A 13,738-nucleotide genomic window follows, 5' to 3' on the forward strand; every position below is an offset into this window, starting at 1 on the left:
TCCCCATGAGCCGCTATGTGGTTGGCCTGACCGGCGGCATTGCCGCCGGCAAGAGCGAGGCGACCCGGCGCTTCGAGGCGCTGGGCATCGTGGTGGCCGACGCCGACCTGGCCGCCCGCGCGGTGGTTGCCGCCGGCAGCCCGGCCCTGGACCGTATCGCCGAGCGCTTCGGCGCCGGCATGCTGCAGGCGGACGGTAGCTTGGACCGGGCACGCCTGCGGGCCCACGTGTTCGCCGACCCGACCGAACGGGCGGCGCTGGAAGCGATCACCCACCCGGCCATCCGTCTGCTGATGCAACAGCAGTGCGAGCAGGCCGCCAGCCCCTATGCGATTGCCGCCATTCCGTTGCTGACCGAGGTCGGTGGGCGGCAGGCCTACCCGTGGCTGGACCGGGTATTGCTGGTGGATGCGCCCGAAGCCGTGCAGCACGCCCGGCTGATGCAGCGCGACGGCATCGACGCCGCGCTGGCCGACAAGATGATCGCCGCCCAGGCCAGCCGCGCGCAGCGGTTGGCACTGGCCGATGATGTGGTGGTCAACGATGGTCACCCGGAAGACCTGCAGGCGCAGGTGGAACAGTTGCATGCGCGGTATCTGGGGTTGGCTGGGGGCTGAGGCCTGGCTGCCGGCCAGCGACCGGCACTACCGAAGCGCATCGCCCCATGGCGTGGATCCACTGTAGAGCCGAGCCTATGCTCGGCTTGATGATCGCAGCCGAACTTTCTTGCGTTTTCTTCGACTCAATCCAATCGGACATCATCACTGCGGCGCGGGCCTCGATCATGACTATCCCGTTTCGCAGGTATAACCAGCAGACTCCTCGCTTTTCGTCGACGATGCAGCTCGCAACATTTCCAAGACGTTCGCTCCACTCCATTGCGGTTTCATCAAACCTCACCGCGCACGACTTGACGCCCTCGAAGCAGACAGACACGGGAATGCGCTCAGGCACGTCTGGCAAGCAGATGACATCTGTATCCCTCAGCACCAACAGCTGAGCTGAGAACTGCTTGCTGCCTACGGAATGGCTCAACCCCGTCAAGACAGCGAAACTCAGCCGCCCGGCAGCAACTCCATCGAGTCGTGTTCCAGAGGCCGCGGACACGCTGGGTCGTGGAGAATGTCCAGACAGCGCAGGGAGCTCCGACCTGAGTAGACTGCCCCCCGCCTCCAGCATGCCTCCGGCCAGATAAAGCCGAAGCACGCCAGTGCAGCCTAACCCATCAAAATGGCCATCCTGAATGTTCCCGGGCCAAGCGTTGTCCGACAGCTCCTGACTGTCGGACAGCAGGAAGAACGATTCTAGGTTATGGCAACCAATGTCAGCCAATGCTCCTTCCGCAAGGTCACCACATACGCCAACAGTCCGTATCAGGCAGGATCTATCCAGGATCGACACCTGCACTGAATCGAGAGACGAGTCATGAAGTCCCGTCGCCTCCAATGGATTTCGAACCACCAACTCAGCCTCCAATAAGCCACGGGGAAATGCGCTCAACACTATTGGCCGTGGCTCGGATGTACCTACAAATTTCAGCTGATCCAGTGGGTCATTGCAGCTCTGACCCACATCACTAATCAATCAGGAAATCAGCGGCCGCCACGAATAAACAGAGCCACGTCTCGATCAAAGAAGACGCTTTGGGCGATGTACGTTCTGACATCACCCGCCATTGCCTGATCAGGGTCCAAGAAAGAAAGCTCAACCAACTTCATCAGCAGATCCTTACTTGGCGACTTTCTCAACCACCAATGGAAGACACTGTTCCTATCATGTTCTGAGGCGTTCTCCATCCCAGGCTGATATGTAGCCATGAGCTGATCGATCAACTCCGCTGGCAACAAGTCGTACTCCCACCACTTGGTCGGGAATTCCATCATTTCCAGATACGCACTTCTATCCATGAATCATCACCAATAAGGCAGACCAACGCCCTCGATAAGCCCCCACATGACACCGGACATGATCGACACTCATCTGCAAACGATCATGCACCAACCATTTGCACGGGATCAACTTGATCATGTACTTCCCACCTGCAAAGGACGTTGCTTATCAAGCCATACAATTGAATCAAGCCCCCCAGCTCTACGACGCAGGACTTCCTGATCGACCGCGCTCGATCAAAGTGAAGTCGTGCTCTGTATCTGGACAATGCAGTAGACCGAATCCAGGCGCACGCAACAACGCACCTCGTCCGAGGTACCGCCACTCTTCCGCGGAAACGCCAACTGCATAGGACTCATCATCGATCACGGCAACCACGATCCCGCGCGTTCCGCCACCTAGATCAACGGTGTCGCCAAGCAGTACCTTTTCCCCATCCGGGTAGTTCATAGGAAGCACTCAGGGAAGTCCATGAATGTCGACGAGATCAGAGCGGGCTTCGAGCTCAAGCATGCCTTCGGATAGCGCCATACGGGATGGTCGATTCGGATTTCCAACTGCTGGCCACCAACAGGACCGAGCTAGACATACGGATCGAAATCCAATGAGACTCCACTAGACGCCATCAGTCTGATCACGTCACAAGAAAGATTGAAACCCGGCCACACCCCGCGCTGACTCGATAGGCGTACTCCCACCTCCAGCGCCCACACCTTCGCCTCTCCTCCCACCTTCTCGAGGCCGCGCTGCAACGCTTCATGAACTCCCTCCTGGATGTCGCCAGTTCTGTATTGCTGGCGCTCGACTCTGGAAAGGATGACTTCTTCACCACTCACAGGAGAGTCACCAACGAGAACGACAACCAGCTCAGGGCGCGGCGATGGAGCACTGTCCTCCCCCAATTCCAATCCATCTGCGCCTCCGTCTCCAGTCAACTCGGGATCAAAATTCAATGAAGCAGATATAGATGCCATCTTTTCAAGGGTTGCGGAAGAGAGATTCAGACACGCCCTATCTCCCTCGCCTGCCCGAACTCGCACATCGACCTCAAGAGTCTGATGGGTCGACTCGGACAGGCTTGCCGCCCCGCGACAATCAATGACTTTCCTGATCAGAACATCCGCAGCATCCAGCTCATTCACTTCGAGCGACAGCTGCGCCATCAAGTCACAGCTAGCACAGCCAGCTACCGAAGCCGTCAATTTCACTTCAATCTCAGGATGCATCACTTCCACCGATGATTGGCAACTTCCACGAATAGAGCAGCGGATTATACGAACACCAGAATGATGCAATCGGGCATGCGCGCATTGCAATCAACGCACCTTTACCAGTTCAACTTCATATAGCGACGACCTCCTTGCAAGCAACGAAATTCTCGCGCCTTCAGATGCACTCTCCCAGCTCTACGCCTATTAGATCACTTTCGCCCAGGTCAGTCGCGTGCGGCGCTCGGCATCGGCCGACGATGCGGTGATCAACGATGTCCAATGGGAAGGCCTGCAGGCGCAGCTCGAACCTCTACATGGACGCCATCCGAGGCTCGCTAGGGACTGAGGTGCTCGCAATGCGCGGAAGCGCTTTTACGCATGACTTGGATCTTCTGAGATATTTCATCCGCTCATCCCTATCGACGTCGGCGTCCCTTTTTTTGCCTACGCCTTTCCGCGGAGCCCTTTCCGTGCCAAACCACAACAGAAACAAAAATGAACATCATTCCCGCAACAACCCAGGAAAAGCCCATCAATCTGTTATAGGCCGACTGTCCGAATAAACGAATCAAGGCGCTATACAGACCACAGTTCGCTCGGCAAGGACCCGTCCCAATCAATGCATCGTCCATGACTGCAACGCCATACACGACCATCAGTACACCCACGAGACATCCGAAAATACGCAAGGCGAGCATCTTCATTCCTTAATTCGCGTCAAAGATTCCGCCATTGGCATAAAGAGCTCCAACTACCGGGCGCGCACCTGGAGAGCGCCCTACCGCGCTTTCGGATCCACCTGCCAGCATTTCAGGCAATCTCCAGCCCAGGATTCAACGACGGAGCATTCACTCGCCGCAATATGGTTGCGCACTTCACCGCCCACTACGGGTCAGCATAGCCAACGGGGTCTTCCCAAGCGCCCAGCAAGCCACGGTTACCGGCCGTAACGTGCGCAAGGTGCCGATTCACATGAACCCTTGGTCGATGTTGGCCTTTAGCTCGGCGTTCAACAGCTCGGGCCTGAATCAAGATTCAATTCAAACTCCAGCTAGAGACAAGCCCCCTCACCGAATGACCCAAATCCAGACCAACGGAATCAACACGACGAGATAGGTAGAGAATGACAACCAGAATATCGAAAGAAGCATCCTTCGGGCACCAGAAGCCACCCAGAACACCTGCCGCCAGCCACAAAATGGATACTTCCGCATCAAGTGATCCCGCTCCAGAATCGCAGGCCTCCCAAGTGAGATCCACAGCTCCGGGGAATTTCTTTTTAACTCCCAAACAAGAATAAGCCTTGAAGCGATCGCGATCATTAGCATCACGGCTGCCAATACACAAAGCAATTCGAATATGGATTCTAAGGGCATTCGCAGCTACTCCATCTGACACCAGCACCCAAGAGACTGCTTTGCGCAATGACGTAACTCGCCGTGGCATTCCACCGCCTTTGGCCAACGATTCCCACTGACGAGACCGCACCAATTTTCATAGCTGAATGGGAGAGCCCCCGCCGAAGCTCGGCATCCGCCTCATAAAGTCTTGAGAAATGCCTTTCGTAGCAGTCTCTCGTTACCCGCTCCTGAGCGTTTGCATTGAGTGAGAAGATCCCACCTAGCATCCGGATCAAGTCAGGAAATCCGAAAGCCGTTGCAGTCCGGCACAGATGCGCAACCCGATCTTTCAATGAGGCGCCCGCGGTGGTCTCGCGTCGTTGCGGCTAGCGCGCATCCGGCCGTATCTAAACACAGAACAGCCACAACCACCTCCCTGTGGAAAAAAGCGAAAGAAAGCAACGCTGTAAGAGCGCGCGCAAGTCCAAGCATTAGCCTTCCGAAGGCCTGTACACAGCTTCCTTCTGACTCTACACAGGAGAAGCTTCCTGTGAAACCTTCGTGGCGCGTCCAGGCACGGAGTATCGGATTGTGGCAATTGACCTGCAATCCCCTCCCGCCTCATCGTGGCAAGCGAGTTCATCGCATCTGCCCATCGTTGGGGGTAGCACGACATAACAGCAGTTTGTGCCCCCCCAAGCAGCGCGCGAAGCGCGCCACAAGCGGACCACAGAAAGCGTACGCGCGACCCAAGGCAGTTGCGGCAGCAGCTCGCGCATCCACGCATTGCGTGGACCTACTCCAGCTGCAGGCGGGCATAACGGGCCAGTTCTCGTGCGCCGAGCAGCAGGCCGTCGACGACATCCGGGCTCAGCTGCTGGTGGGCACCGCCCTGTTCGCGGGCGGCTTCGGCGGCGTGCAGCACCTGCATGAGTGCATTCAAGCCGGCCACGGTGCGGCTGAGACCGGCCATGGTGGCCGCCTGGGCAGGGCTGAGGCCCTGCGCTTCCAGTCGCCGGCCGTCGGCGGCATCGCGGCCGTCCATGCGGGCAAGCAACGCAGGCAGCAGATCTTTCGGATCATCGAGCAGGGTTTCGATGCGCGCGGCGACGTCGGCCGGCAGCAGGTCAGCGGCTTCGCCGATCAGGGCGTGCAGTTGAGGGAACACGGGGCGTGCGGACATGGTGAATCTCCTCGCAGACGACGAGCCACCTGCGGATGCGAGGTGGCGGACGGTGCGGGTTGGCGTACCGGAGATCCGACATTCAGCAAAAATACTCCAGCGGATTCTGATGAATCCCCACGCACCGCCCGCCGAAGCAAGGCACGCGGTGCATTTTCAACGACTGGCCGAGGGGCCGTCGAAGAAAGCTGAATGTTGGTTTTTTTCAGGACGCCAATCCCGGCCAGGGCACCTGCCCCGGCCGCCCCATCTGGCCATCACGCAGCGCTGTGATCTGTAAGGAAATTCTCAAGCCGCTGTTGGGTGTACGAATGCGTGCATGCGGACACGCGCGCTACGTGGCAACGGTCACGGTGATGTCGTGTTGGGCTTCTGGCCCATCCTTCCTGCGAGGGGAATTCGGTGGCACAAGCGACAGAGGGCGCGACACGAACCCGCTGTAGAGCCGAGCCTATGCTCGGCTCCGGGAAGCCACGGCAGCCGAGCACAGGCTCGGCTCTACAAGTGGAGCACCCACCCCGGCAGGGGCCCTTACAACGGCTTCGGCGAGAACGTCAGCGTGGCGATCACGCCGCGCTCGCCGCCGGGGCGCACGCTGACCTGCCAGCCGTACAGATCGCACAGGCGGCTGACGATCGACAGGCCGATGCCACCGCCCTGCGAATGGCCGGCATGGGTGCCGCGATAGCCGCGCTGGAACAGCTTGGCGGCGTCTTCTTCGCTCAGGCCCGGGCCGCTGTCAGTCACCGACACTGAATTGCTGCCGACAAAGACGCGCACTTCGCCGTCCTGCGAGTACTTCACCGCGTTGCCGATCAGGTTGCCCAGCGCCACCGACAAGGCCGCCTCCGGCGCATCGATCACCAGGTTGCGCTCGCCTTCCAGCGCCAGCTCCAGCGGCTTGCCACCCAGCTGGGCGCGGTGGGCGTCCAGCAGCTGTTCGGCCACGCGCGCGACGTTGCTGGTGCCCTGCCCGCGCTCGTTGCGCGACAGCAGCAGCAGCGCGCCGATCAGGTCGCTGCACTGCTGTTCGGCGCGTTGGATGCGCTGTAGCCGCTGCAGCACCTTCTCATCCAGGCCGGGCCGGGTCAGCAGCAGCTCGGTGGCGCCACGGATCACCGCCAGCGGCGTGCGCAGTTCGTGGCTGACGTCGGCATTGAACTCGCGGTCGCGCTGCACCACTTCGGTCAGTCGCGACGAATAATCATCCAGCGCCTGCGCCAGCTGCCCCACTTCGTCGTCGGGGAACCGCGGCGCCAGCGGCTCGGGATCACTGGTGCCGCCGCGATAGGCACGCAGCCGCGCGGCCAGGTCCGAAACCGGCTTCATCACCTTCGATGCCGACCACCAGCCCAGCACCAGCGACAACAGGCTGAACACCAGCACCGACAGCACCAGCGCGCGGTTGAGCTGCTGCCCACCGCGCACGCTGTCGGTCATGTCGTAGGCCAGGAACGCCCAGGCGTCGGGCGTCTTGCGCACGGCCAGCTTGTAGGAATAGCGCTGGCCGCGCTCGTCCACGCCGCCCATGTTGTACAGGCCATCCTTGAACTCATACCAGTCCGGCTCTTCCTCGCGCAGCGCGTCAAACTTGTCAGGCTTGATCAGGCGCGCACGCATCTGCTGCACGGGCAGGTCGGGGTTGCGATCCGGGCTCTCGTAGAACCGCCGCACGTACTCGTTGATGTTGCGGTTCATCACGTCTTCCACCAGCTGGTTTTCCACGCGCATGCGGGCCCAGTTGGTGGCAAACGCGAACAGTGTCGTCAGGCAGAAGCCCAACAACACGAACGAGACGATGATGCGGCTGCGCAGGCGCCGGCGGTACGGCGAACGCCGGCGCTCCCCCTTGGTTGCCACGGAATCAGGCTTCCGGGGTGGCGATGCGGTATCCGATGCCATGGCGGGTCTGGATCAGCGGCACTTCAAACGGCTTGTCGACCACCGCACGCAGGCCGTGGATGTGGACACGCAGCGAATCCGAGTCGGGCAGCTCCTCGCCCCACACGCGGGTTTCCAGCTCCTGGCGGGTGACCACGGCCGGCGCGGCCTCCATCAGGGCCTGCAGGATCTTCAGCGCGGTCGGGTTGAGTTGCAGCAGCTTGCCCTGGCGGCGCACTTCCAGCGTGTCCAGGTTGTATTCCAGGTCGCCGGTTTCCAGCACGCGGGTCTGCACACCCTTGCCGCGGCGCGACAGCGCGTTCAAGCGCACTTCCACTTCCTGCAGCGCGAACGGCTTGATCAGGTAGTCATCGGCGCCGGAATCGAAACCGGCCAGCTTGTTGTCCAGCGAGTCGCGGGCGGTCAGCATCAGCACCGGGGTCTGCTTGCGCGCTTCGTTGCGCAGCTTGCGGCACACTTCGATGCCATCCATGCCCGGCAGGTTCAGGTCCAGAACGATGGCGTCGAACTCGTGGACCACGGCCAGGTGCAGGCCGGTCACGCCGTCGGCGGCGAAGTCCACGGTGTGGCCACGATCCTCAAGGTAGTCGCCAAGGTTGGCGGCGATGTCGCTGTTGTCTTCGATTACGAGAATGCGCACTGGGACCTCTGGTTCTTGAAGGGTCGTCGGGGGGCCAGGCCCACCCGCTCAGGATGCCCCTGCGTGGGTGGACGCGACGTCTACCTGCTGAACGATACAGGTTCCATTCTTAACATTTCGTACCGAAGCGCCGACACCGGCAAAAGCCCCCGCGTCAGCCGGTCAGCGGCTGATGCGCTGCTGGTCGGTCAACGCCCGGCGGCTGTCTTCCTGGGCCTTGCGACGCTGGGCCACGGTCAGGCAGACGCTGGTCGGCATGTTGCTGCCGGTAAGGCGCTCGCGGCGGCAGATCATGCGGCTGTCGGCCTGGGCGCGGGTCATGATGGTGTTGACGATCTCCTGCTCGTTGAACAGGTCGTTGCGCTCCTGCGGGGCCAGCTCATCCACCTTCTCCCGGCCATTCATCTTGATCCGGATCCGGTTCAGAGCCTGCTGCACGCGACTCTTGTCCTCCAGCCCGATCTCGCTGTAGTCCTCGCTGCCCATGGCCGTTTCAACGCGGCGGATCTGCTCGGACACCGGGGTGAAGGCATCCATCTGCACGGTGTCCTTCTGCGCCTTGGCCTGCACGGTGGCTACCAGGCCGAGCGACAGCATCAGGGCAAGTGTCGTGTTGCGGTACATGACGAGCTCCATGTTCGTCCATGAATAGGGTCTCGACTTTACGATTCCGCCGATGCGCCCACAAGGGACGCACGGCAGGGTGACCGATGGCGGCATGCGACCGGTCCGGCAGCGATCAGGGCTTGTAGTTGTTGAAGCGCTGGTTGTCGTTGAGCGCCTTGCGGCTGTCTTCCTGCGCCTTGCGGCGCTGGGCCACGGTCAGGCAGACACTCTGCGGCATGTTGCTGCCGGTGGTGCGTTCACGACGGCAGACCATGCGGCTGTCGGCGTGGGCGCGGGTCATGATCGTGTTGATCACTTCCTGGTCGTTGAAGATCTCGGTGCGGTCCTGCGGACTGACCTGCTCCACGCGTTCGTGGTCGCCCATCTTGATCTTGATGCGGCCCAGCGCCTGCTGCACGCGGCTTTTGTCTTCCAGCCCGATCTCGCTGTAGTCCTCGCTGTTGATCGCCGTCTCAACGTTGCGGATCTGTTCGGCCACCGGCGCGTTGGCGTCGAACTTCACCTGCCCTTTCTCGGGCTTGGCGTTGGCGGTGGTGGCCAGGGCCAGGCCCAGCATCAGGGCGAAGGGGGTCATGCGCTGCATCGTTACCTCCAGGTTCTTCCATGAGTGGAACATCGATCCTGCGGTGCCACCGATGCGCCGTCACAGCACGCTCGATGGGCCGAAGGGCGGTGCGGTCAACGCCCGGCGGGCGGTGGGCTGAGCGTGTTGTAGCTGCGCTGGTCGTTGATCAGCGCCTTGCCTTTCTCTTCGATCCGGCGCCGTTCGGCCACGGTCAGGCAGCGGCTCTTGGGCATGTTGCTGCCGGTGGTGCGTTCGTACCTGCAGATCTGGCGACTGTCTTCATGGCCACGCGCCAACACGGTGTTGATGCGTTCCTGCTCGTTGAAGACCTCGGCCTGCAACTGCGGCGGCAGCTCCTGCACGGTCTGGCGTTCGCCCATGTGCTGGCGGATACGCGACAGCGACTGCTGCACCTGGCCGCGATCCTCGGCGGACAGTTCGGCATAGTCGGGGGCGGCCAGGGCGGTCTCCACCTGGCGCATCTGCTCGGCGACCGAGCCCTGCCGGTCCATCTGTACAGCCACTTTCTCCGGCTTGGCGGCAACAGCGCCAGACAGGCCCAGCAGCAACGCGATCATCATGATGCGGTACATCGCCAACCTCCCGATCCATCCCGGAACGAAGGGCCAACTCTACGACCGTCACGCGGCCTCCACAAGAGACCTTGGGCATGGGGCCGACAGGCATAAAAAAGGCCCAGACGGTGCACCCGCCTGGGCCTGAAGTCGTATCCCGATACCGATCCTGCTGAGAGGCAGAGCTGCGGTTCGCTGAAGCCTACGCCCGATCCGATTAAAGCCTCGTTAAAGGCCCGGATCATTTGCCGGTGAGAATCATAACCCCATGGATAATCAGGTTTTTTTGATCTTCTCTACGTGCTCGATGATGCGTGTCGCCACGTCGACCCCGCAGGCCGCTTCGATGCCTTCCAGCCCGGGCGTGGAGTTGACCTCCAGCACCAGCGGGCCGCGCGCGGAACGGATCAGGTCCACGCCGCAGACCGACAGGCCCAGCGCCTTGGCCGAACGCGCCGCCACCTGCTGCTCGGCACGGCTGGCCTTGGCCGCCACGGCGGTACCCCCGGCGTGCAGGTTGGAGCGGAAGTCGCCCTCCGGTGCCTGCCGCTGCATCGACGCCACCACCTGGTCGCCCACCACGAAGCAGCGCAGGTCGGCCCCCTTGGCCTCGCCGATGAATTCCTGCATCAGGAAGTTGGCGTACAGGCCGCGCAGCGCTTCGACGATGCCGCGCGAGGCACTGGCCTTCTCGGTCAGGATCACGCCGCGCCCCTGGGTGCCTTCATTGAGCTTCACCACGTGCGGCGGCGGGCCCAGCATGGACAGCAGGTCGACGGTGTCGTCGGGGTTGTCGCCGAACACGGTGACCGGCATGTCGATGCCCTTGGCCGCCAGCAGCTGGTGCGCGCGCAGCTTGTCGCGCGAACGCAGGATGGCGTCGGACGGATTGGGCGTGCGCGCGCCCATCAGCTCGAACTGGCGCAGCACCGCGGTGCCGTAGCGGGTGATCGAGGCACCGATGCGCGGAATGACCATGTCCACGCCGGTCATTGGCCGGCCCTTGTAGTGCATGGAAAAGCCATCGGCGGCGATGCGCATGTAGCAGCGCAACGGGTCCAGGATGCGCACGGTGTGGCCGCGCGCGCGCGCCGCCTCGACCAGCCGACGGGTGGAATACAGGGAGCTGTTGCGGGACAGGATGGCGAGCTTCATCGCGGTGGGATCGGTCGGCAGGCGCGAAGCATAGCGCGGGCGTGTGGCGGGTGGATGATGCCTGGCCCGTGCCGCCTGCGCCGGTAGTGGCCGGCTCCTGCGGCGACGATTCCGGCGAAAGAGTAACCGTCGCCGGATACACCACAGGCCCGCATCACCATGCGGGCTGGGTCCGCTTCAGAACCCGCGCGCGGATTCACCCAGCGCTGCGATGCAGGCCATCTGCGTGACCGATCCGGCCGAGGTCCCCTCATAGATCTGCCACAGAAGCTGCGCGGCCTTCGGCCCACCGGCGCGACCCAGTGCGCGCACTGCCGCCAGCTGGCGGGAGGTGCCGGCACCGGAGTTCCTGTAGATCTCATGAAGGCTGCCGACGACGTCGTCCTTCGTTTCCATGCGCTGCTTCCGTGTAGGAAATACGGCAACGCTAACCGGGCGCGTATGGCCGTGAATATGAAACTAATCAGAAATGAAGAAGGCCGCTGATGAGCGGCCTTCTGTCTACGCGCGTGGCGCGATTGGAGCGGGCGATGGGAATCGAACCCACGTCAGTAGCTTGGGAAGCTACAGCTCTACCATTGAGCTACGCCCGCAGTGCGCGGTGAAAGTCTATGCGGTTGGGCCAGTGTTGCGCAATGGCAGCATGCCGCAATGGGGTCAGAGCCGTTTCCTGGCGGAAACGGATCCGACCCCCGACCCCGGCGGTTGCTGCTTAGAACGTGCCGCTGAAGTTGGCGAACAGGGTGGCGTCCTGCGCGCGCTTCTGGCCGGTCGACGCGCTCAGGCCGAAGTTGCTCTGCAGTCCAAACAGCTCGGTGCGGGCGCCCAGCACGACGGTGGCGTAGTTCTTGTCGAACTTCAGGCCGGGCACGCGGTAGTTGCCCAGTTCCGGCAGGGTCTGCAGCCAGGCGCTGGCCTGCTTGGTGTCCTCGAACTCGTGATCGTAGGTCACCTGCGCGTACGGCTTGACGGCGCCGCCATCGAAGCGGGCCTGCCAGCCGAGGCGGCCGACGGTCGAATCGACGTTCTGGCGGTCATAGCCCAGTGCGGTGGCCAGGGTGCCGGCCGCGGCGCTTTCGGTGTAGCCGTCGATCTTCACCTTCTGCCAGATCACCGAGGCGATCGGGCCGTGGCGGAAGCCGCCTTCGGTGCCGAACTCGTAACCGGCGTTCAGGGCCGCGGTCAGGTTGCTGCCGTCCGGCGAACCACCATGCTCACGGGTGGCCGGGCCCAGCTGGACCTTGCGGTTCACGTCATAGGACAGCCAGGTGTAGCTGACCTGGCCGTTCACCCAGATGCGATCGCCGTACCAGCCGGCGAACAGACCTGCGGTGGTGTCCTTCTGGGTGAAGTCGCCACGGCTGTTGCCGAAGTCGGCGCTGAGGCGGCCGAAGCCGGCGAAACCGCCGAACACCATGCCGTCGCGGGCCCAGTCGATACCGAACAGGCCGGCCGGGGCCAGGCCGTCGTACAGGTCGGCGTGGTCGTAGCGCTGCAGGTCGCCACGCACGCCCCCCCACCAGGACAGGCCGTCAGCCGGCCGACCACCGAGGTGCATGCTGACCTGGTCGGCACGCGAGCGGCCGATGGTCTGTGCCGAGTGGCTCAGCACCTGCTGCAGGCGCGGGCCTTCCAGCACCGAGACCGCGTACTGGCCCAGCAGCTGATGACCGGCAGTGGTCGGGTGCACGCCATCGGCAAACAGGTAGGTGTTGGCCGCATCCGGGCTGACGTAGCTGGTCGGGTTGCAGGTCAGGATGCTCTGCGTCGAGTTGGCCGGATCGATCTTGCAGGCGGTGCTGGTGACGTTGGTGAAGCCGTACATGCCCGGGTTGGCGGTCACTTCACGCAGGATGCTGAAGGTGTCGAGCGGAATGAACTCGATGCCCGCCTGCTTCAGACCACCGTACAGGGCCTTGTTGTAACCGGCCGACAGTGCAGTGGCGGCGGCGGCGTTGGGGCCACGGAACCGCGGAGTGATGCCCACGTCCGGCAGATTCGGCACGAGCACGTACTGGGCACCGGCCTGCTTCAGGGCGCCCACCAGCGCGATCTGGTCGGTGACCGCGGCGCCGATGATGCCCTGCACCTGGGCCTGCGAGGCACCACCGGCCGCTGCGCGCGTGGCCGCGAACAGATCATTGGCACCGCCCCATACGGTGTACAGGGCATTGGCGTCAGTCTTGCCACCATTCGCAGCAAGGTAACGGGTCGCCTGCGACTTCAGCGACGGAATGGCTCCGAGGCCACCCGCTTCGTCGGCCGATACACGGGCGCCGCCGACGGCGTAGTTGTCACCGTTCTGGCCATTGCCGTTGGGCGTGCCGTTGAGGCCGTAGTAGTTGGCGACCTGCTGCGCCCACACCCAACCCGGGTTGGTGGTGAACTGGCCGGTCACCGGACGCACATCGGCCGGCAGCAGCGGGCGGAAATAGCCAGCGTCGGTCAGGCTGTCACCGAAGAACACGGCCTTGGAATAGGGGGATTCGCCTGCCATGGCCGGAAGCGCGGCCAGCGCGATCGCGGCCGCCATCAGGGAGCGGATCGGGCGTTTGCTGAGCAGCATGTAAAAAACTCCTGTGGGGATATCGTTGAGGACCCGGCGGACGTACGCCGGCGCACGGTGAATGGTTCCACTGCGCCGCGTTTT

13 protein-coding genes and 1 tRNA gene are annotated in these 13,738 nt (G+C 62.6%); 1 reads left to right on the forward strand and 13 read right to left on the reverse strand.

Features of this window, described 5'->3' with window-relative positions:
* The first annotated feature begins 5 nt into the window (after window positions 1-5).
* Window positions 6-617, forward strand: coding sequence for a dephospho-CoA kinase (gene coaE / locus QP609_RS16470; RefSeq protein WP_053495120.1), 612 nt, complete (start codon window positions 6-8; stop codon window positions 615-617).
* 975 nt (window positions 618-1,592) lie between these two features.
* Here coaE and QP609_RS16475 read toward each other — a convergent pair.
* From QP609_RS16475 to QP609_RS16535, 13 genes are all read right to left on the reverse strand, one after another.
* Window positions 1,593-1,907, reverse strand: coding sequence for a hypothetical protein (locus tag QP609_RS16475; RefSeq protein WP_258014725.1), 315 nt, complete (start codon window positions 1,905-1,907; stop codon window positions 1,593-1,595).
* 564 nt (window positions 1,908-2,471) lie between these two features.
* A complete protein-coding gene (locus QP609_RS16480) occupies window positions 2,472-3,116 on the reverse strand; it encodes a hypothetical protein (protein ID WP_134967364.1) in 645 nt (214 codons plus the stop codon).
* Window positions 3,117-4,136: 1,020 nt separating this feature from the next.
* Window positions 4,137-4,526 carry a hypothetical protein gene (locus QP609_RS16485; RefSeq protein WP_180835123.1) on the reverse strand — a complete coding sequence of 130 codons (390 nt, stop codon included), beginning with the start codon at window positions 4,524-4,526 and terminating at the stop codon, window positions 4,137-4,139.
* A 711-nt stretch (window positions 4,527-5,237) separates the two neighbouring features.
* Window positions 5,238-5,624, reverse strand: coding sequence for a hypothetical protein (locus QP609_RS16490; protein ID WP_197621382.1), 387 nt, complete (start codon window positions 5,622-5,624; stop codon window positions 5,238-5,240).
* 531 nt (window positions 5,625-6,155) lie between these two features.
* A complete protein-coding gene (locus tag QP609_RS16495) occupies window positions 6,156-7,526 on the reverse strand; it encodes a HAMP domain-containing sensor histidine kinase (RefSeq protein WP_032957212.1) in 1,371 nt (456 codons plus the stop codon).
* Entirely contained in the window at window positions 7,489-8,166 is a 678-nt protein-coding gene (locus QP609_RS16500) for a response regulator transcription factor (RefSeq protein ID WP_005410804.1), read from the reverse strand. The genes QP609_RS16495 and QP609_RS16500 overlap by 38 nt, the downstream gene beginning before the upstream one ends.
* Window positions 8,167-8,328: 162 nt before the next feature.
* A complete protein-coding gene (locus QP609_RS16505; protein WP_014648206.1) occupies window positions 8,329-8,790 on the reverse strand; it encodes a hypothetical protein in 462 nt (153 codons plus the stop codon).
* Window positions 8,791-8,905: 115 nt separating this feature from the next.
* A complete protein-coding gene (locus QP609_RS16510; protein WP_197621383.1) occupies window positions 8,906-9,376 on the reverse strand; it encodes a hypothetical protein in 471 nt (156 codons plus the stop codon).
* Window positions 9,377-9,471: 95 nt separating this feature from the next.
* Window positions 9,472-9,951: a hypothetical protein gene (locus tag QP609_RS16515; RefSeq protein WP_049440385.1), complete on the reverse strand. Its 480-nt coding sequence runs from the start codon at window positions 9,949-9,951 to the stop codon at window positions 9,472-9,474.
* Between the two features lie 258 nt (window positions 9,952-10,209).
* Complete coding sequence (rimK, locus tag QP609_RS16520; protein WP_197621384.1) at window positions 10,210-11,088, reverse strand: 30S ribosomal protein S6--L-glutamate ligase; 879 nt, start codon at window positions 11,086-11,088, stop codon at window positions 10,210-10,212.
* A gap of 177 nt (window positions 11,089-11,265) precedes the next feature.
* Entirely contained in the window at window positions 11,266-11,484 is a 219-nt protein-coding gene (locus tag QP609_RS16525) for a hypothetical protein (protein WP_032957205.1), read from the reverse strand.
* 123 nt (window positions 11,485-11,607) lie between these two features.
* Window positions 11,608-11,681, reverse strand: a tRNA-Gly gene (locus QP609_RS16530).
* A 119-nt stretch (window positions 11,682-11,800) separates the two neighbouring features.
* Window positions 11,801-13,654 carry an autotransporter domain-containing protein gene (locus tag QP609_RS16535; RefSeq protein WP_197621385.1) on the reverse strand — a complete coding sequence of 618 codons (1,854 nt, stop codon included), beginning with the start codon at window positions 13,652-13,654 and terminating at the stop codon, window positions 11,801-11,803.
* Window positions 13,655-13,738: the final 84 nt, after the last annotated feature.

The sequence above is a fragment of the Stenotrophomonas sp. 8(2023) genome, from assembly GCF_030345295.1.
In the GTDB taxonomy this organism is placed as follows: Bacteria; Pseudomonadota; Gammaproteobacteria; order Xanthomonadales; family Xanthomonadaceae; genus Stenotrophomonas; species Stenotrophomonas muris.

What these genes read in the sequence shown, in the direction of transcription:
- QP609_RS16535 (WP_197621385.1), bottom strand. Translation starts at nt 13,654, where the DNA reads ATGCTGCTCAGCAAACGCCCGATCCGCTCCCTGATGGCGGCCGCGATC.
- QP609_RS16475 (WP_258014725.1), bottom strand. Translation starts at nt 1,907, where the DNA reads ATGGATAGAAGTGCGTATCTGGAAATGATGGAATTCCCGACCAAGTGG.
- coaE (WP_053495120.1), top strand. Translation starts at nt 6, where the DNA reads ATGAGCCGCTATGTGGTTGGCCTGACCGGCGGCATTGCCGCCGGCAAG.
- QP609_RS16505 (WP_014648206.1), bottom strand. Translation starts at nt 8,790, where the DNA reads ATGTACCGCAACACGACACTTGCCCTGATGCTGTCGCTCGGCCTGGTA.
- rimK (WP_197621384.1), bottom strand. Translation starts at nt 11,088, where the DNA reads ATGAAGCTCGCCATCCTGTCCCGCAACAGCTCCCTGTATTCCACCCGT.
- QP609_RS16510 (WP_197621383.1), bottom strand. Translation starts at nt 9,376, where the DNA reads ATGCAGCGCATGACCCCCTTCGCCCTGATGCTGGGCCTGGCCCTGGCC.
- QP609_RS16495 (WP_032957212.1), bottom strand. Translation starts at nt 7,526, where the DNA reads ATGGCATCGGATACCGCATCGCCACCCCGGAAGCCTGATTCCGTGGCA.
- QP609_RS16525 (WP_032957205.1), bottom strand. Translation starts at nt 11,484, where the DNA reads ATGGAAACGAAGGACGACGTCGTCGGCAGCCTTCATGAGATCTACAGG.
- QP609_RS16490 (WP_197621382.1), bottom strand. Translation starts at nt 5,624, where the DNA reads ATGTCCGCACGCCCCGTGTTCCCTCAACTGCACGCCCTGATCGGCGAA.
- QP609_RS16515 (WP_049440385.1), bottom strand. Translation starts at nt 9,951, where the DNA reads ATGTACCGCATCATGATGATCGCGTTGCTGCTGGGCCTGTCTGGCGCT.
- QP609_RS16480 (WP_134967364.1), bottom strand. Translation starts at nt 3,116, where the DNA reads ATGCATCCTGAGATTGAAGTGAAATTGACGGCTTCGGTAGCTGGCTGT.